Origin of the sequence: Paraflavitalea pollutisoli (genome assembly GCF_029360705.1) — a bacterium.
Lineage (GTDB): Bacteria > Bacteroidota > Bacteroidia > Chitinophagales > Chitinophagaceae > Paraflavitalea > Paraflavitalea pollutisoli.
Window position 1 is genome coordinate 170,284 of sequence record NZ_JARKMX010000008.1, and the last position, 17,381, is coordinate 187,664.

The following is a 17,381-nucleotide window of genomic DNA, read 5'->3' on the forward strand; positions in this document are numbered from 1 at the left end:
GTTGGTTAAGAGGAGGCCTGTTGCCCGTCGGCGGTATCCATTTCCTTTTTAAGACATTCAAACCTTTTTTTCGCGGCCTCGTACCGTTGTTTCAGGTCGCTGGCAAGGTCTTCACCACTTTCCCGCATCTTGCGGCGGGTTTCACTGCCCTTATCCGGCGCGAACAGTATGCCTGCCGCAACACCTGCCGCGGCGCCAGCGGCAAAGGCCAGCAACATCTTGGATAACTTATTCATGGTATGAAATTGTTTGTGAACGCTAAAGTACAATGGCTGCCAGCCAATCGCAATGACACGCATCAATAGCCCGGCTGATCATGCTCATTGAACAAAGGGTCGATGGGTGCCGGTGTCATTGGGCAGGTATCTACCATCCGTCACGTTTTTTAGGTCCATGCAAGGACATCAACGGCACCAGGTTGTGCAACACGAACCATCGCGTATGACTACGATGTACCAATGCATCCAGGAAACGGTGCCGCCTGGGCAACACAATAAGCAGGTCCACACCGTGGTATTGCACAAAGTCGAGAATGCCCTCATCCACATCCTCCTGTTGCAGGAAGTGAAACTGCGGATGGCAAACATCCAGGTGATCCATCAGGAATTCGGCGCCAGACAGGGTAACAGGTGTGATCGGAGCCCGTGGGCCGATATGCAGTACATGAAGTTCAGCTTTAAAATCCCTGATCAACTGTACTATTTCAGGAAATGGTACGATGCCGGGTACATGTTCGAAATCACAGGCAAGGGCCACCTTATGAATGGCACTGAAATAGGCGTCCGGGGGCACGCAGATGACCGGCCAGGGCAATTGCTTCATGGTCGTTATGGCATGACTGCCAAACAGTAACCGGTCGAGCGTACTCGTCCCGTTTGCCCCGATCACCACCGTGTAAGGGTCCAGGCGGGCACAGGCACCCTTTAGCTCGGTTAGATAGATGCCCGCCCGTACTTCCCAGCGTACATGAAGCGGCCGTATCAGGTGCAGTAATATCTTTCGTTTAAGGGCTACCATCTGGATCTCGGCTTCTTTCCGCCAGGTGTCGTACACAAGTGGCACTATGATATCACCTACACCAACCGGCGGCACGTACACATGCAGCAGGAATAACTCCGCATCGATGGCTGCTGCCATCTCGGCTGCGTACAACGCCGCATTGGTGGCAGTAGCTGACAAATCAGTGGCTGCAATGATCGTTTTCATACACCTGTTACCGTCCATTTGGACAGTCATCAAATCTACAGGTACGGCCAGCGGGTTTCGCTGATACCGCTCATCAATACAGGTGATTTCCATCAACCTGCCTGTTACCATAGCATAAAAAATGACCGTCGTCAGTCTTTTATTTTCCATACACCGGCTTCACTCCTCAACTTTACCATGAGCTCATTAAGCGTTTTGCAGACACAAACCGTTCTTTTCTCTTTAGCAGGTAAAGAGCTTGACAGCGTTCATAGTCGTCACTGATGAGTATCATTGTTTGATGTATTGGTTGGTTAATACATTTATGTGTCAACTGCAACCTGCCAGTTATGAACAATTTACTTATTGCAACAGACTTTTCGGTTACCGCGAGTAATGCAGCCGCCTACGGCGTACAATTGGCGAGGGCAATGAATGCCAGGGTGATTTTATTTAGCGCCTGCGAGCACCTGCCTATGCCTATTTCTGAACTTCCGGTTGATATAGAGCCTGAAGTGCTTAATAAATATACGCAAGACCAATTGGAGGAAGATGCCAGGGTGCTGACAGCCATTCATCAAACACCCGTTTCAACCTGTTGCTATTCAGGAACGTCCTTGCAGGCATTGTTACAAGCCATCCAGGAGCAGCAAGCAGACATGGTGATAGCGGGCATCCATGGAGGCGCCGCCAACAATCGCCGCTGGTGGGGAAGTACCGTTACCAGCTGGATAGGAAAGATTTCGGTACCCATGATCGTAGTTCCCGAAAACTGTTCTTTTTCCTACATTACAAAAATCACACTTGCCACGGAAGTGGATCTATCCAATGGCGATGCCGGCGATTCCGTCCGGCTATTGCGCGAACTGGGCGAACGGTTTCATGCACAATTGGACCTCGTGCGGGTATTGGACGATAGTGGGGACCTGCATAGCTCACTGAGCGAGTTGCCGGAACAGCTCATGTCGTATACGCGGGCGCTATCTCCCAGGTATGCCTGTATAACAGGTACAGACGTCGCGGCGGCGCTTTCACGATACATCGAGCGCAACCAGGTGAGTCTGCTGGCGGTTATGCCACACCATCACCATTTTTTGTATAAAATTTTCAAACACAGCGAGAGCAAACGACTGGCTGCAGTCAGCACGGTACCACTGTTGGTATTACCGCCAGACAATCCACCACATACCATTCATCGTTAAAACATTTACCATGCAAACCGATCAGGAACTGCGCGAACGCGCTCACAAAAGGGTTGAATTCAGGTCGCATCTTATCGCTTATTGCATCGTCAATGCCATGCTGTGGCTAATCTGGTATCTTACCGGCCAGGGATACCCCTGGCCCGTGTGGCCCATGGCGGGATGGGGCATCGGTATTCTGTTTCATTACATTTTTGAATACCGGACTTCCCGGTTGCTGTCTGAAGTGGAAGAGTACAACAAGCTGAAAAGAGAGATGGAAAATGAGGTGAAGAAAGAAAACGAACGTTCTGCAGAAAGTTAACCATCACCCAGGAACAGCGGGTATTTAAAGATCCTTTTTTTCGATATGGCTATCATAATCGGGATGAATGGTGTGGTCGGCGAGGGAAGCGCCGGAATATCAACAGGTACCAGCACTCAGGGCCTACCCTCCTCTCCAGGATAAAAAAATACCAGCTTCAGGTAAGGATAGCGGCTGGCAAGTTGTGCCTGTATATGCCGAATGGTGGTATCCCGGTAGATGTTGATCGTTGTCATGATGATCATGTTTGTGTGAACAAACAGCTCGTAATTCAGTGGTGAACATGCAAAGCCATTACGGGCACATGACTATGCAATACGAACTGCCGGGTGTGGCTTTTATGCAACAAGGCGTTGATAAAACTTTTCCGCTTGGGCAATACGATCAGCAGGTCAATGTGCAGCCTTTCCGAAAAATCCAATATTCCCGTATCGACATCGTCATGGCTCAGGAAATGAAAATGCACCTGGGCAGGTTGCAGTTTGGCGTCCATGATCTGAGCGGCCGTTTTTACATCCGGGTCGTAGGTGGTCTTGCTACCGATATTGAGAATATGAAGGGTTGCCTGAAAATCCTTCAACAACACGGCAATTTCCGGAAAAGGAACCGTCTCGGTCACCAGTTCCAGGTCGCAGGCCAGCCCTATCTTTTGTATGCCACCAAACCGTATTTCTTTCGGTACCGCGATGACAGGCCAATCCAGGTGTTTGAGTGTATACACGGCATTGCTGCCAAACAGGATACGCTCCGCAGCAGTCTTGCCAGTACAGCCGATCACTACGGCATAGGGCTTTTGCTCGTCACACAGGGTTTGCAGTGTACTGAAATAACCGCCCATATGTACCTGGCCGCGGATAATCAGTTTGCCGCTTGTTTCCTCCTCCAGTTGCCGTTGCAACTGCTTCAAGGCTACCTCCGCATCTTCCTGCCAGCGGCCAAGATCCACGGGCAGGTTGATCTCGCCATAACTCGGCGGCGGTTCATAAGCATGCAGCAAATACAACTCTCCATGTAATGACAACGCCAGGGAAGCCGCATAAGAAGCTGCATGGGCAGCAGCAGGCGAAAAATCGGTGGCTACGATGATGGTTTTCATATTCCAATTTTACCATAAAGCTAACACCTAGCCAATACCAACCCAATGACTACCGGCAGCCTGCCGCCTGATGGGGATCATCACCTATTATGCAAACACGACTGATCCACTCTTGACAACAAACATTTGACAACCTAACCGCCGGCAGCGCCTGCTTTTCAGGCATGCCCCATCTTTGCACATAAATACGCCCTCAGGGCCCTTCTATCTGCCATGCATACAACCGCATACACGCTTATCCATCTTCTCCGGCAGTCACTGATGATAGGGGTCGCCAGTGTCACCCTGGCCAACTGCAGCCCTTACCGGTTGCATACCATATGGACCACATCTTCGTCCACGGCTGTTTGCGACAAAGACAAAACCGTATTGGTATTGTGTTTACTGGATGATGCAGATACCTTTACCCGCCTGTCAGTGGAGTCGATGACGGTCAAACAACTGGCAGCATCGGGCATATCATCGGTAACGGCCTGGGAACTATGGGGAGTACAGGCAGCTAGCCTGTCGCCAAACGAACAGTCGCTGTTGTCGTTACGCGCAAAAGGCATTGACAGAGTGATCGTTATTACATGTCTCGACAAATACAAAGCGGATCTGCGTAGCACAGTTGCAACCAACAATTACCCGGTATCGTATTTCTATCAAAGGATGGTTAGTTATCCTTTGCTCCGCGCTGCGGGGGAGAACGCGGGAACAGCCTATTGGGAAATCATGCTGGTTGATCTGGAACAACTGGAGCCGGTAACGGTATCCCGGTCACGACCTCATTATTTGCCGTTTACCCTCGATATGTCACACCACCTGCCGCAACAGATTGTGGAACAGCTTTGTGGGCAGCGGAATCTCCGCTCGCGGAGGTGATTGGGTCACCTTAGCCACTGACCGCGGTCATTGTGTTGATGTTGGGGCAATGGTACATTTGAAAACAAGACTATGAGTGATTTTACCTAACCGCTAACGACAATACCATGAAACAAGTACTGCAGGCACCTGCCATCACCTCCACGCTTGCCAACAGCACAGCCTGGCCATCCTTCCTAACCTCCAAACGCATCGCGTTGATCGCACATCGTTTATCGGAAAAGCTGACACAGGAACGAGCCTACCTCCGGCATCACTATACGCTGCGCCGGCTGTCTGACGAGCTAGGTATTCCTTCGTACCAGCTATCGGCGTATTTCAATAAGATCCATGGTATGTCCTATGGTGATTTTATCAACAAATGCCGGATCGACCATTGCCGGCAACTGCTCGCCCGGGAAGGAGGCACCCCTTACAATATGCGTGGCCTGGCCAATATTTGTGGCTTCGGCAACCGCAATACCCTGACGACGGTATTCCAAAAATTTACCGGATCCAGTCCGTCAGATTATATCAGGCAGTTGCATACTTCAGCCGGCGCTGCAACGAATGTTGCAGCGGTGCATGTACAACCGGAAGAGATGGCCTTCGTATGAAGCCTGATCCTTTAGTAAAAACATACAGAACAATCTAAAGCTTCTTGACTATGATCGGCAATCTGACAGGAAACGAAATTGAAGCGGTGCTTCTGGAACAGCAGGTAGGACATCTCGGCTGTCATGCCGATGACCTCACCCTGGTGGTGCCTATCAGCTATGCTTACGATGGTACCTATATTTATGGCCATACCAGGGAAGGCCTCAAGGTTGGCATGATGCGAAAAAATCCAAGGGTATGCTTTGAAGTGGACATCCTGCATGATATGGCCAACTGGCGCAGTGTGATTACCTGGGGTACATTTGAAGAACTGACAGACACTGCAGAACGGGAAGCCGCGCTCACCGTTTTGGTCAACAGGATCTTACCCTTAAATAGCAGCGAGACGACGCATCTGTATCCACAATGGCCCTTTCCCAACGACAACCTCAATGACATCAAAGGCATCGTATTCCGGTTGCACCTCACCAGCAAAACAGGGCGCTACGAAAGCAATAGTACCACCGCCGCTATCGCCGGATAAGCAGGCAAGCATCTTCAGCTAAATTGGTTACTGGTAAAACTGGTACACATCTGTCAACAGGTCAAATCTACTCTTCACCGTCATCAGATCATTCAGATATACTTCAAACGGCAGTTCACTTGCCACCTTATGATGATCCGCTAGCCATCGGTCAATAGCCCGGTACGCCATTACCATTTGTTCATACGGTCCTTTGTAGTGTGCTATTAAAAGTTTGCCACCACGGATGGTACGGGCAGTAATGATGCTATCCAGTACTACCGGTAGGCTATCCACTTCAATAGCTGCCTCCACGAGGTACGGCTCATCGTAGGTATAATAAAATGCCATCACCCGTTTGGTAACCAGGCGACGGTCGTTGATGTAATTGCAGAGAAGCACATAACCCGCATTGAGACGCTGACCGATCTCCCGATCAGTATACACCTCGAATTGTACAGATAACACTTTAAAGGGGGCAGCAACCAGGGTGTCCAGTTTTACAGACGGGTGACGCGTCGTATCTTGAACGCCGAAAAGCGCATCGAGGCCAAGTCCGGCCCGGATACTACGCTGACAGCTCACAGCCACCAGCAATAAGGCAGGGACAAACAGCAGGCGCCATACAATTTGCTTCATGGTTTATTTTTTTATAGCTATTGATATTGAATATAGATCGGCTGCGGATACAATTGAAGTACCTGTTGCGGCGACATGATGGAGGGCCAACGCTGCGTTACGTCTTGTTTGAAAAACAACTTGAATCCTGTAAACTGCACCGGCTGTCCGGCAATCCAATCCGTGTAAGAATCGATCTTCTTCTGCGGAAATCCAAACCCATCCATGTTCATAACGATTTGTACTTCGGGGCAGGTGCGAATCTTTTTATAATTGGACACCATTGCATTCGTAAAGCGGTGTACTACCAGCATTTTCGGGGGTAAATGTTCCTTCCGCACCAGGTCTGCCAGGAATTGCGAACAGAAATTGATATCCGATGCATCGACTGCGCCGATTTCGCTGCAGGGCACACGGCCACTTTTCATGGAATACTCCGGATCGATACCCAGGTGTACCTGCGGCAAGCGAAGATAGGGTGCGAGTGCAGGCAACTCTTCCTGGTAAGTGCTAAGACCAACCTGAACATCCAGATATACCAGCGCGTTCATCGAATCAGCCATGCGCAACAGGCGATCGAGTTGGCTGGCAGGCATGCGTAACCGGTATTTGCCGCCCTGTCCCGGCGTACGCTGGGCAGTCACTGCGACGTAGTGCAAAGCCGGTTGTACGGGTATCGTTGGATCGGCTAGTTCCCAGTCCTTCACCACGGAGTTCATTTTTCTCTGTAAATCCGTCAGGGGCAGTTGACCCAGTATACCCATTGCGGGGGCGTAGTAATTGCCATAAAAGGCAATGACTCTGCGATAAGGCAGTACCGCACCGTATAAAGGATAGGTGGTATCGGCAGGCCAACGGGAGGATGGCTTGCCATGTACCAACTGTAACCAGCGCTGCCGGTACAGTTGGCTGTCGGTGACCGCAGCCTGCGGCATCGCTATTGTGGCATCGACAGGCGAAACAAGCGATACCACGCCTAACCGGCCGGCGCGACCTTCGCAAGCAACAAAATGGCACGACAGGTAGAGAAGAAGAAAAATAAATGCGTTGCGACAGGAAGCCATACTTATCATCATATAGCTAAAGCTCGTTGTTCCATCGCTAGCAATCGATGACAAGGATCATCAAGCATACTGATACCCATTGCATGCGGCTACGCACGCACACATGATCGATACACAAGGAGCCGTTGGTGGATGATTAGCGTTTTTGCTGACCGCAATCATTGTCTCTCCCTTCTATGTCCTGTACATTTAACGACAAATCATCAAGTATGGCAAGAATATTCGAAGGGAAAGTGGCTTTGGTAACTGGCGGAAGTTATGGTATCGGGCAGGCAACGGCGATCGCCTTCGCCAAAGAAGGAGCCAAAGTGGTCATTGCCGATTGGCGGGAAGAAGCAGGCATAGAAGGGATCAGTGCCAAAACCCATGAGTGTACACCGGAAAATTGGCATAAGACCCTTAACATTAACCTCACTGGTGTTTGGCACTGTATGCGCCTCGAAATAGACCAGATGATCAGGCAACACAAGGGAGTGATCGTGAACTGTGCCTCCGTCGCTGGCCTCAGCGGCTTTGCCGGCCTGTCCGCCTATACCGCCACTAAACATGGCATCGTTGGGCTCACACGGTCGGCTGCCTTGGAATACGCAGATCAGGGCATCCGCATCAACGCGGTGTGTCCAGGGGTTATTCATACCGCTATGATAGACCGTATAACCCATCTGGACAAAGCTGTAGAAAAACAGTTTGTGGCCATGGAACCCATGGGCCGCATGGGGCAGCCAGTTGAAGTGGCGAAAGCAGTGATCTGGCTCTGCTCCGACGCAGCCTCCTTCATCACCGGAGCAGCCATTCCCATTGATGGCGGGTACAGCGCCTAGCGTTCCCAAAATCTGCCCAGGTAGATAACTCGATCAAAATTTCCGTCAGGTCAATGGTTGCCCCATTTAATTCAACCGCCAATCATGCGACTGGTCACAATCTATCAGGCTGTGGTCGCACCATTACCTCCCTCCGTTACCTGAACGTTTTAATTGATCTTCATATTCGCGGATCGCTGTGGGAATAGCGGCCGGGCCCAATACTTTATCCGCACAACCAGTACTGATTTTCCTGACAGCAACTTCGTCGAACTTAATTGCGCTGCACGATCTCAAATATGCGGCGTTGTGGAGTACCAACGACGCCGGATGCCTCCATGCGCTTTTTTAAAAGGTCCGAGCGGAAATAAGCGAAAGCAATGGCCGTATCTGTCAATGCCGTAACAACACTCACCTTGGTAGGGTCATCCGGGTCGTGACCTACCAGTCGGGCCACTACCCCATGCTCCTTTCTTTCCTGTTCACCTTCCTGGAAAACCTTCCACCAGGTGGCCCAATCTTTCACCGTGAGCAACGTCATCGATCGCGGCATCGGGACGATCAACGCTGTATCCTGCCACACCACCAATATGGGATAGGCTTCGGGATGTCCAATAACACCTGCCGCGTTCAAATATTTCTTAAGATCGGTACTGCCTGTATATGATTTGGCTTTACCCATATCTTCCGCTTTCATAGCCACCACCACCGCGTTCGTATCGGCCAGCGTACGTCCAACAATATAGTTGTGCAATCCATACGATAACCGTAGAGAATCCCCCGCGAGGTAGGCGGCTTTGAATTTTTGATAACCGCCTGTTTTATGAACCATCACCAGCATGTTGTAAGGAGTAGTAACAATGGACGATGCAGGCTGGGTGGCAGCAACATGTGTGGTATCGGTCATTTTTCCTTCGCTGGCTTTCTTGTTATCCCGGCAGCCGGGCGCAGTGAACAGTAAGAACAATCCGATAAGCACCAGGTTGCCTCTACGCATAAAGTGTGTCATAGCTTATTTTTTTGGTAACGATAAACAAAGCTACTATTGACCATGGGGCTTTTCAATGATGATGGTCAGCACACGGTAATGACCGCCATCAGCCGATGCCCTGGCGTTTAGCCGTCGATCTGTTGCTTCAACTAGTGTGTCAGCCTGCATTATCCTGCGCTGCCGTTTATGGCCCGGTCCGCATAGCGGCTCCACCGTGCTCAGATTTGGCTGCCTTTTGCTGCAACCTTTCCTGGCGGCGGAAATAGCCGCGCAACAGGAAATGATGTTTAAGTGCTTCCATGTTTTGCTGGAAGGCAGCCGTGCCTAAATCAATGTTGCGCAGGCTGTTGCTCAGGTGTATCGCTGTCAGCGAATCTTTCAGCAATACATGCACAGGCCCTTTACCGTTGGTGATATCCACCTGTAGCGATTGGGCCGTAGTATCCAGGCGGGCGGCCAGCTGTCCGGCCACGGCACCTGCCTGTTCCAGCTGGTCAATCGTATGTTGCCATGCGCCAGCCATCGCCGTATCGCGCAGCAGCTTACCCAGCGAACCCTTTCCGGCTTTAACATCGGCAACGATCAGTTGCAGGTCTGCTGCCATGGAAGACACCCGTAAAATAGCCTGCTGCAATTGAGTAGCGGACCCGCTGATGTGCATGGGAATAGTTGAATCTTCCAGCAAGCGCCACAAGCCCTGGCTGTTATTGATCCGGCTAACGGTCGATTTCAGGGAACTGGCGATTGCAGCAATATCCTGGTTGGTATGATCGAGCAGGCGCAACATGTCATCTGTGTTCACAGCACCCCTACTGGGTAGTATATCATTTTCTGCAACAGCCAGCCCGTCAATGCCCGGCTCGATATTGATCACCTTATTGCCCATCAGTCCATCCGATCCGATCGACGTGGTAGCCGTTTTTTTGATGAAAGGTTTCATCTTGTTGTGGATGACCAGGCACACCTCGATCTCCCGGTCGCTGATGATCTCGATCTTCCGTACCGTTCCCACTTCTATCCCGGCGTAGCGTACATTGTTGCCGACCACCAGTCCCTGCACATTGGCATACCGCGTCCGCAGTTCAAAGTTGTTGCCAAACAGGTCCTGATCCTTTCCGATCAGGTAAAGCGTAACGATCAGAAATGCCAATCCAGCCATGACAAACAGGCCCAGTTTGATATGATCGGTTGATTTGGCGGCCATCGCTATGAGTTGAAAAATTGTTGAATCTGACTATCGTTCGAAGCCGACAACTCCTGGTACGAACCGGTGGCGTAGGCCACCCCATCCAGTAACAACACGATCCGGTCGGCTGTCAGTCTTACGCAGCGCATATCGTGCGAAATGATCAATGCTGATGAACCGTATTTGTTGCGCACCTGCAAGATCAGGTCGATGATCTCCCGGCCGGTGATGGGATCAAGCCCGGCCGTTGGCTCATCATATAAAATGATCTCCGGTTTCAGCATCAGGGTGCGCGCCAGGGCAATCCGTTTTTGCATGCCGCCCGACAGCGAAGCGGGCATCATATCAATGGTATGTTCCAGACCTACATCCTGCAATACGGCCCGCACCAGCCCATCCAGTTCAGCTTGATGTACCTGGATCCAATGCCGTCGCAAAGGAAATTCCAGGTTCTCGCGTACGGTCATCGAGTCGTACAACGCATTGCTTTGAAAAAGGAACCCGATCTTCGCGCGTACCTGGTCCAGGGCATCCTGGCTTAGTGATGAGATATCGGCTCCCAGCACTTCGATGCGGCCGGCATCCGGTGCTATCAAGCCGATGATACATTTGATGAGTACCGATTTGCCCGAACCCGACCTGCCCAATACCACCACGATCTCTCCACGATGCAGGGTAAGATCAAACCCATTCAGCACATGATTGCTGCCAAAGGAGCGGAAGAGATCCGATACCGTGATGACCGCCGGTTGTACGGCTGCGGGTGCCGGCTTCTTGTTGGGTTGAAGAATTATCATGACGATCAGTTTATTCCCAGGGCATCGGTCACCTGTACGGCCAACAGGTCCAGGAGAAAGATGACGATGGAGGCCACCACCACCGCCGAGTTGGCCGAACGCCCAACACCCTCGGTACCCTTACTTGAAAAATATCCTTTGTAACAGCCTATTAAACCAACAGCCCATCCAAAGAAGAAAGACTTGATGAAGGCAGGCAGCACGTCCGAAAAAGCCAGGTTGTCGAATACCTGCGTAAAGAACAATGAAAAGCTGGTAGCCCCTTTGATATTGACGCCGATATAGGAGCCATACAAGGAGATCGCATCACCCAGCAGTACAAGTACCGGAAGCATGAACAGGCAAGCCAGTACCCGCGTCACCACCAGGTATTTGAAAGGATTGGTACCCGATACTTCCATGGCATCGATCTGTTCGGTTACCTTCATGGAACCTAGCTCGGCGCCAATGCTGCTGCCGATCTTGCCGGCAAAGATCAGGGCCGTAATCACGGGACCGATCTCGCGGATAATGGCAATCCCTACCATCGCCGGTAGTTGCGAGGCAACCCCGTACTCGATCATCGAAGGCCGTAGCTGCATGGTGAGCACCAGGCCCATAATAAAGGCGGTCAACCCGATCAGCGGAAGTGACTTGTAGCCAATGAGCAGGCACTGACGAACAAACTCTGCTGCTTCGAACCGCGGTTTGAACAGGTTGCGAAAGAAACGACCGGTAAAGGCCGACAGGCCACCCGTTTCGCTGAGCAACCGGGTGGTGGATTCCCTGGCAAACATACCGGGCAGTTAAGGATGCTGTTTTTTCATCCTGCAGGTCTGTATTCCCAGCAGGATATACAGCGGACACATACCGACCAGGCTGGTCAATACAAAAACAATACTAATGATCAGTAACAGGATGCCGACGAATCCCGAAATCAGTTGATTGTAGTAAAAATACACGATCACCGCTGCTACCAGCAAACGGATGATCCGGTCCAGCGCGCCCATGTTCTTTTTCATAACACCAATTTCCAATAAAGCTAATTACCTGCCGGCGGCAGGAAAATGACGGGCGTCACCGCCAACCATGATTTACAGACAATTGCTTCCTGGTGGAAAAAATATTTGTACAAAGTGCACTTAGGTGACCAAAGTCACCGAGCAGCCCCGGGAGAGGTTGTAACTATGCAATAAGACGAAGTTGGGAAGTGAATAGCTCGCGGAAGATGCCCCAGGCTTCTCCGCATCAACGATAGGTCAGGAAAGGCGCACGTGTAAGGTTTAGTGTGGCCGGTGTCAGTTGGGCACCGGCCTTTTTTTGTTGGGGGAGGTTTCCGCCAGCAGGCTTTAGCCGTGGGCTCATTAATGTGGCAACCGCTCCCGGAAATAGCCATAGGTCCAGGTGCCGGCAATGGCACTTAGCAACACCACCAGCACGACGCCTGCACCTGTACCGATCTGAGCAAACAGCGGACCAGGGCAGGCCCCTGTCAATGCCCAACCCAACCCGAACAGCAGGCCGCCATAGATCTGTCCTTTGTTGAATTGCTTGGGGTGAAATACAATGGGTTCGCCATGAATGGTTTTGATGTTGAACTTTTTGATCAGCCATACCGAGATCATGCCTACGACCACCGCAGTGCCGATCACGCCATACATGTGAAAGCTTTGCAGCCGGAACATTTCCTGGATGCGAAACCAACTGATGATCTCCGCCTTGACGAATACGATCCCGAAAAGCAGGCCCACTGCCAGGTATTTGAAATTATACCACCAGGGGTGTTGCCGTTGCGATTCGTTGATGCAGATAGTATCCAGCGAACGCACTTCAAAATCAGTGTTCACGGTTTGCGTTGTTGATTGTTGCGTTGTTGTTTCCATCAGTAACGGGTGTTGAATGTTTGCATTTATAAATGAAGAATAACAGGAAGGATGAGGTTGGCCATGATAAACCCTCCCACCATGAACATTACCGTCGCCACCAGCGAAGGCCATTGCAGGTCGCTGAGCCCCATGATAGAATGGCCCGATGTGCAGCCGCCGGCATAACGGGTACCAAAACCCACCAGGAAGCCTCCGCCTATCAGCATGATGAAGCCGCGCAGGGTAAACAAGCTATGCCAGGAAAACAATTCCTGCGGCACCAGACTGCTGTGGTCGGTGATCCCATAACCTGCCAGCTCGTTGGCCAGCGCCGGGTGAATCTGTACCGGATCGGTGTTCGGGATCCAAAGATTGGTGAGTAAAGCGCCTAATAGTATACCGCCGACAAAAAAGAAATTCCAGGTCTCTTTTTTCCAGTCGTACCGGAAAAAGCGGATGCCCGCCGGAAAGCAGGCGGCACAGGCGTGACGCAGGTTGGCAGAGATGCCAAAATGCTTGTTGCCCAGCAACAATAAAGCAGGCACGATCAGTCCGATCAATACTCCAGCCACATACCAGGGCCAGGGTTGTTGTAATACCTTTAGCATGTAAAAAAAGTTAGTGGACAAAACTAATCATACAGCGATATCCTCTCGGTGACTATAGTCACGCAGCCGGTGCAAAATAAAAGTCGCACAAGACCATGTTGACATCCAGCCATAAAAAAAAGCTCTCCGTTGGGAGAGCCTTATAAACTTATGCTGCAGTGATCAGCTACTGTACGACTTCATTTTGATCCTTTATCCATTGGTTCATGCCGGCCGAAAAATTCAATACATTCCTGAATCCTTGTTGTGCCAGCAAGGAGTAGCCGATGGCGGCCCGGTCGCCGCCCTGGCAATGGATCACTACTGGCTTGTCTCTGTTGATCTTGTCCAGGTTGCGTAGTAAGTGGCCCACGAAAACGTGATCGGCGCCTTGTATATGGCCTGCCTGGTATTCGGTGGCACCCCGCAGGTCCACCACCTGGATCCCGTTGTGCTGGTGCAGGTCTTTGAATTCCTCCAGTGAGATCACCGGTTCCTGCTCCAGTTGTCCTCCGGCTTTTTCCCAGTCCGCCACATCAGGCAGGTAACCATATATATGATCCAGTCCGATGCGCATCAACTGGCGTGTAAGATCATCCAGTTGATCTGGTTCGGCCACCAGCATGAACGGTGTATTGTAGTCGAGCAACCAGCCGGCCCAGGTATTGAACAGGTTGTTGTGTTGAATGTTGATACTGCCGGGAATATATCCTTTGGCAAAACTGGCTTTAGGCCGGGTATCGATGAGTGGGTATCCTTTCTTCCGTGCCGCATTCACCTCGTCGATGCTGAGTGCATTCAGGGCAGGCACCTCGGTGAGCAGCGGTCTGCTTGTTTTATTCAGCTTCTTCATCATGGCAAAATACGCCGGTGGTTCGGGTTGGTCTGCCAGCAGGTATTGTATGAAGCCGGCTTCATCTTCCTGAAAGCGAAAAGCCCAGTTCCTCACCATTTCATAACCGGTGGTGGTGGAAGGTACTGCGCCCAGGGCTTTGCCGCAGGCGGAACCAGCCCCATGGGCAGGCCACACTTGTACATAGGGAGGCAGGGCACTGAACTTTTTCAGCGACAGGAACATTTGATGGGCTCCGATTTCCTGGGTGCCTTTCAAGCCGGCCGCTTTTTCGAGCAGGTCGGGCCTTCCGATATCTCCCACAAACACAAAGTCACCGGTAAACAGCATGACCGGTTCGTCGCTGGCCGGCTTGTCGGTGAGCAGGAAGCTGATGCTCTCGGGGGTATGGCCGGGCGTGTGCAGCACGGTAAATACCAGGTTGCCCAGCTGGATGGAGTCGCCATCTTTCAATCCGATGTGCTTGAATTCATATTGCCAGTCCGGCCCTCCTTCATCAGAAAGGTACATGTTAGCACCTGTCAGCAAGGCCAGTTCACGTGAGCCCGACAGAAAATCGGCATGAATATGTGTTTCCAGAATATGCGTGATGGTCATATTTTGCTCCCGGGCGATCTGCAGGTACGTATCCACATCTCTTTTAGGGTCGATCACGGCGGCAATACCGGCTTTTTGACAACCGATGAAATAGCTGCCCTGGGCCAGGCTCTTATCATAAATGTGCTGAAAGTACATAGAATTTGTTTTTACTGTTTGCTCAAAGGTGATAACAGTTGGGCAGACTATCGGTGATCCTGGTCACATATAGGATACGCTCAGGCCTTCACCCATTCAAAGGAGTTACGGTGGAGGATGACCCAGCCATTCTTTTCCATTTTCTTCATAAGCCGACTGATCACTTCGCGCGAAGAGTTCAGGTCGGTGGCCATTTCCTGGTGAGTTAGTTTGAGGTGCCGCCCCATGGTTTTCACCTGTCCTTCGATGTACAGCAGCAAGCGCTCATCCATGTTCCGGAATGCAATGTCGTTGATCGTTCGCAGCAGTTCTTCATAGCGGGCGCGCCAGGTGCGGATCACGAAATAATGCCAGCTTTTGTATTTACCCAGCCATTCGTCCATATAAGGAATGGGAATGGTGAGCACGGTAACATCCGTGAGCGCCCTGGCCATGACCTGGCTGTTTTCCTGCTGGTAGGTGCACACCATCGAGACGGCACAGGCTTCTCCGGGCTCGATATCGTACATAAAGAATTCATGGCCGTCTTCATCTTCCTGGTACAGCTTCACCACCCCTTCGAGGATCAGCATGGTAGACCGGATCGTTTGCCCTTTGCGCAACATGGCCGTTCCGGCCGGTATTTGCCGGATCTCTCCCTGTTGTTCCATTTCTTCATAAAGGGCTTCTTCAAGTCCGGGAAATAGCTGCCGGAGTGGATAGGATGTTTGCATGGTATAAAGGTAGGGATTCGGCCAAATGTAAGCGATACAGGGCAGTTGGCCAGGTGACAAATATCACCGATAGCGTGCTGGCGCTGCCGCAACTTTGTCTGTCATGAATACCATGCATTTGTTGGGATATATAGCGTCGTTATTGATCGGCATATCACTGGGATTGATCGGCGGGGGCGGCTCGGTGCTCACGATGCCGGTCATGGTGTACCTGTTTGGCGTGTCTCCCCTCACGGCCACCACTTATTCTTTGTTTGTGGTAGGGTCTACCAGTCTGGTTGGCGCAGCGAAACAGTATAGGCAGGGGACGGTCAACATCAGGATGGCGGTATTGTTTGCTGCCACATCCGTGATCATTGTTTTTGTTACCCGCTGGTGGTTGCTGCCGGCTATCCCGGAACAGCTGGCGACCGTACATGGTTTTCCCATCACAGAAAGCTGGCTCACCATGGTGCTGTTTGCTGTATTGATGCTGGTATCCTCGATCTTTATGATGCGCAACAAGACAGCGCCTGTTGCCGGCACTACAATTGATAAAAAGATCAGCCTGGTAAATTTGATCGTTTATGGAGCGGGCATCGGCCTGGTTACCGGCTTACTGGGGGCCGGGGGCGGTTTTCTCCTGATCCCTGCCCTGGTGTTGTTGTTACACCTGCCCATGAAAGAAGCAGTAGGCACATCGTTATTGGTGATCGCCCTGAACTCGCTGATAGGCTTTACGGGCAACCTGCACGACAAGAACATGGACTGGTCACTGCTGCTCACCGTCACTGCCCTGGCCATCGCGGGCATCTTATTGGGTAGCTACCTGAACCGCCGGATAGCTCCCGGTAAATTGAAAAAAGCCTTTGGCTGGTTTGTACTGATCATGGGGATCTATATACTGATCCGGGAGGCATTGTTCCTCCCGCAATAAGTTAAAGCCCAGTTTACTTCCCGGGTCTGAAGAGCAACTGATAAATCACCGGTTCCATGTATGCAATAAGATCAACTTTTTCTGTGTAGTAAATAAATTTGGAGGCAGGTTTCTATTATCGTAATATTGCGATATAGTATGGGGCTTACAAAAACAGCAATATTTACAGAGCGGCAGAATAAGCTGGCACAGATGATGAAAGCTTTGGCCCACCCAGCGCGTATTGCTATCCTTCAACATTTGGTGAAAGCTCAAGTTTGTATATGTGGTGATCTTGTGGAGGAATTGGGACTTGCTCAGGCAACCATTAGTCAACATCTGAAAGAACTCAAGAATGCCGGTTTGATTCAAGGCACAATAGACGGCACCAGTGTTTGTTACTGCATTGATCCAAAAGTATGGAACGAGTACAAGGTAGCCATTGATGCTTTTTTTGTTTCCTATGTAAATAAGGATGGCTGCTGCTGATCCTTTTTTTTGACTACCTCTATCGTAATATTGCAATAAATAAATCATACTACGCGACA

22 protein-coding genes are annotated in these 17,381 nt (G+C 51.0%); 8 read left to right on the forward strand and 14 right to left on the reverse strand.

Going from position 1 to position 17,381, the window contains the following annotated elements; all coding sequences use genetic code 11:
* Positions 1–5 precede the first annotated feature (5 nt).
* Both P2W70_RS14845 and P2W70_RS14850 read right to left on the reverse strand, forming a co-directional pair.
* Complete coding sequence (locus P2W70_RS14845) at positions 6–236, reverse strand: YtxH domain-containing protein (RefSeq protein WP_276482267.1); 231 nt, start codon at positions 234–236, stop codon at positions 6–8.
* A gap of 130 nt (positions 237–366) precedes the next feature.
* Positions 367–1,206, reverse strand: coding sequence for a universal stress protein (locus P2W70_RS14850; RefSeq protein ID WP_276482268.1), 840 nt, complete (start codon positions 1,204–1,206; stop codon positions 367–369).
* 329 nt (positions 1,207–1,535) lie between these two features.
* Here P2W70_RS14850 and P2W70_RS14855 point away from each other — a divergent pair, with 329 nt between their 5' ends.
* Both P2W70_RS14855 and P2W70_RS14860 read left to right on the forward strand, forming a co-directional pair.
* Positions 1,536–2,387 (forward strand): universal stress protein, encoded by an 852-nt coding sequence (locus P2W70_RS14855; RefSeq protein WP_276482269.1) that lies wholly within the window; start codon positions 1,536–1,538, stop codon positions 2,385–2,387.
* 10 nt (positions 2,388–2,397) lie between these two features.
* Positions 2,398–2,691: a 2TM domain-containing protein gene (locus P2W70_RS14860; RefSeq protein WP_276482270.1), complete on the forward strand. Its 294-nt coding sequence runs from the start codon at positions 2,398–2,400 to the stop codon at positions 2,689–2,691.
* Between the two features lie 271 nt (positions 2,692–2,962).
* On the opposite strand, the gene P2W70_RS14865 is transcribed toward P2W70_RS14860, so the two are convergent.
* Positions 2,963–3,787, reverse strand: a complete 825-nt coding sequence (locus tag P2W70_RS14865) for a universal stress protein (protein WP_276482271.1) — start codon at positions 3,785–3,787, stop codon at positions 2,963–2,965.
* A gap of 213 nt (positions 3,788–4,000) precedes the next feature.
* Between P2W70_RS14865 and P2W70_RS14870 the strand changes: the two genes are divergently transcribed.
* The 3 genes from P2W70_RS14870 (at position 4,001) to P2W70_RS14880 (ending at position 5,771) form a co-directional block, all read left to right on the forward strand.
* Positions 4,001–4,651: a hypothetical protein gene (locus P2W70_RS14870; RefSeq protein ID WP_276482272.1), complete on the forward strand. Its 651-nt coding sequence runs from the start codon at positions 4,001–4,003 to the stop codon at positions 4,649–4,651.
* Between the two features lie 107 nt (positions 4,652–4,758).
* On the forward strand, positions 4,759–5,247 hold the full coding sequence (locus P2W70_RS14875; RefSeq protein WP_276482273.1) for a helix-turn-helix domain-containing protein: 489 nt from the start codon (positions 4,759–4,761) through the stop codon (positions 5,245–5,247).
* Positions 5,248–5,297: 50 nt separating this feature from the next.
* Positions 5,298–5,771: a pyridoxamine 5'-phosphate oxidase family protein gene (locus P2W70_RS14880; protein WP_276482274.1), complete on the forward strand. Its 474-nt coding sequence runs from the start codon at positions 5,298–5,300 to the stop codon at positions 5,769–5,771.
* A 27-nt stretch (positions 5,772–5,798) separates the two neighbouring features.
* On the opposite strand, the gene P2W70_RS14885 is transcribed toward P2W70_RS14880, so the two are convergent.
* On the reverse strand, positions 5,799–6,389 hold the full coding sequence (locus P2W70_RS14885) for a GyrI-like domain-containing protein (RefSeq protein ID WP_276482275.1): 591 nt from the start codon (positions 6,387–6,389) through the stop codon (positions 5,799–5,801).
* Between the two features lie 17 nt (positions 6,390–6,406).
* Entirely contained in the window at positions 6,407–7,444 is a 1,038-nt protein-coding gene (locus P2W70_RS14890; protein WP_276482276.1) for a hypothetical protein, read from the reverse strand.
* A 197-nt stretch (positions 7,445–7,641) separates the two neighbouring features.
* On the opposite strand from P2W70_RS14890, the gene P2W70_RS14895 reads away from it, so the two are divergent.
* Positions 7,642–8,253 carry an SDR family oxidoreductase gene (locus P2W70_RS14895; protein ID WP_276482277.1) on the forward strand — a complete coding sequence of 204 codons (612 nt, stop codon included), beginning with the start codon at positions 7,642–7,644 and terminating at the stop codon, positions 8,251–8,253.
* 253 nt (positions 8,254–8,506) lie between these two features.
* On the opposite strand, the gene P2W70_RS14900 is transcribed toward P2W70_RS14895, so the two are convergent.
* The 9 genes from P2W70_RS14900 to P2W70_RS14940 all read right to left on the reverse strand — a co-directional run bounded on the left by P2W70_RS14900 (position 8,507) and on the right by P2W70_RS14940 (position 15,938).
* Positions 8,507–9,241: a hypothetical protein gene (locus P2W70_RS14900; RefSeq protein WP_276482278.1), complete on the reverse strand. Its 735-nt coding sequence runs from the start codon at positions 9,239–9,241 to the stop codon at positions 8,507–8,509.
* Positions 9,242–9,407: 166 nt separating this feature from the next.
* Entirely contained in the window at positions 9,408–10,427 is a 1,020-nt protein-coding gene (locus P2W70_RS14905) for an MlaD family protein (protein WP_276482279.1), read from the reverse strand.
* 2 nt (positions 10,428–10,429) lie between these two features.
* On the reverse strand, positions 10,430–11,206 hold the full coding sequence (locus P2W70_RS14910) for an ABC transporter ATP-binding protein (RefSeq protein WP_276482280.1): 777 nt from the start codon (positions 11,204–11,206) through the stop codon (positions 10,430–10,432).
* A 5-nt stretch (positions 11,207–11,211) separates the two neighbouring features.
* Positions 11,212–11,982: an MlaE family ABC transporter permease gene (locus P2W70_RS14915; RefSeq protein WP_276482281.1), complete on the reverse strand. Its 771-nt coding sequence runs from the start codon at positions 11,980–11,982 to the stop codon at positions 11,212–11,214.
* A gap of 9 nt (positions 11,983–11,991) precedes the next feature.
* Complete coding sequence (locus tag P2W70_RS14920) at positions 11,992–12,207, reverse strand: YgaP family membrane protein (RefSeq protein WP_276482282.1); 216 nt, start codon at positions 12,205–12,207, stop codon at positions 11,992–11,994.
* Positions 12,208–12,549: 342 nt separating this feature from the next.
* Positions 12,550–13,068: a DUF6691 family protein gene (locus P2W70_RS14925; RefSeq protein WP_276482283.1), complete on the reverse strand. Its 519-nt coding sequence runs from the start codon at positions 13,066–13,068 to the stop codon at positions 12,550–12,552.
* A 26-nt stretch (positions 13,069–13,094) separates the two neighbouring features.
* Positions 13,095–13,658: a YeeE/YedE family protein gene (locus tag P2W70_RS14930; protein ID WP_276482284.1), complete on the reverse strand. Its 564-nt coding sequence runs from the start codon at positions 13,656–13,658 to the stop codon at positions 13,095–13,097.
* 166 nt (positions 13,659–13,824) lie between these two features.
* Positions 13,825–15,225: an MBL fold metallo-hydrolase gene (locus P2W70_RS14935; protein WP_276482285.1), complete on the reverse strand. Its 1,401-nt coding sequence runs from the start codon at positions 15,223–15,225 to the stop codon at positions 13,825–13,827.
* 80 nt (positions 15,226–15,305) lie between these two features.
* Positions 15,306–15,938, reverse strand: coding sequence for a Crp/Fnr family transcriptional regulator (locus tag P2W70_RS14940; protein WP_276482286.1), 633 nt, complete (start codon positions 15,936–15,938; stop codon positions 15,306–15,308).
* A gap of 103 nt (positions 15,939–16,041) precedes the next feature.
* On the opposite strand from P2W70_RS14940, the gene P2W70_RS14945 reads away from it, so the two are divergent.
* Both P2W70_RS14945 and P2W70_RS14950 read left to right on the forward strand, forming a co-directional pair.
* A complete protein-coding gene (locus P2W70_RS14945; protein ID WP_276482287.1) occupies positions 16,042–16,854 on the forward strand; it encodes a sulfite exporter TauE/SafE family protein in 813 nt (270 codons plus the stop codon).
* A gap of 138 nt (positions 16,855–16,992) precedes the next feature.
* Positions 16,993–17,322 (forward strand): ArsR/SmtB family transcription factor, encoded by a 330-nt coding sequence (locus tag P2W70_RS14950; protein WP_276482288.1) that lies wholly within the window; start codon positions 16,993–16,995, stop codon positions 17,320–17,322.
* Positions 17,323–17,381: the final 59 nt, after the last annotated feature.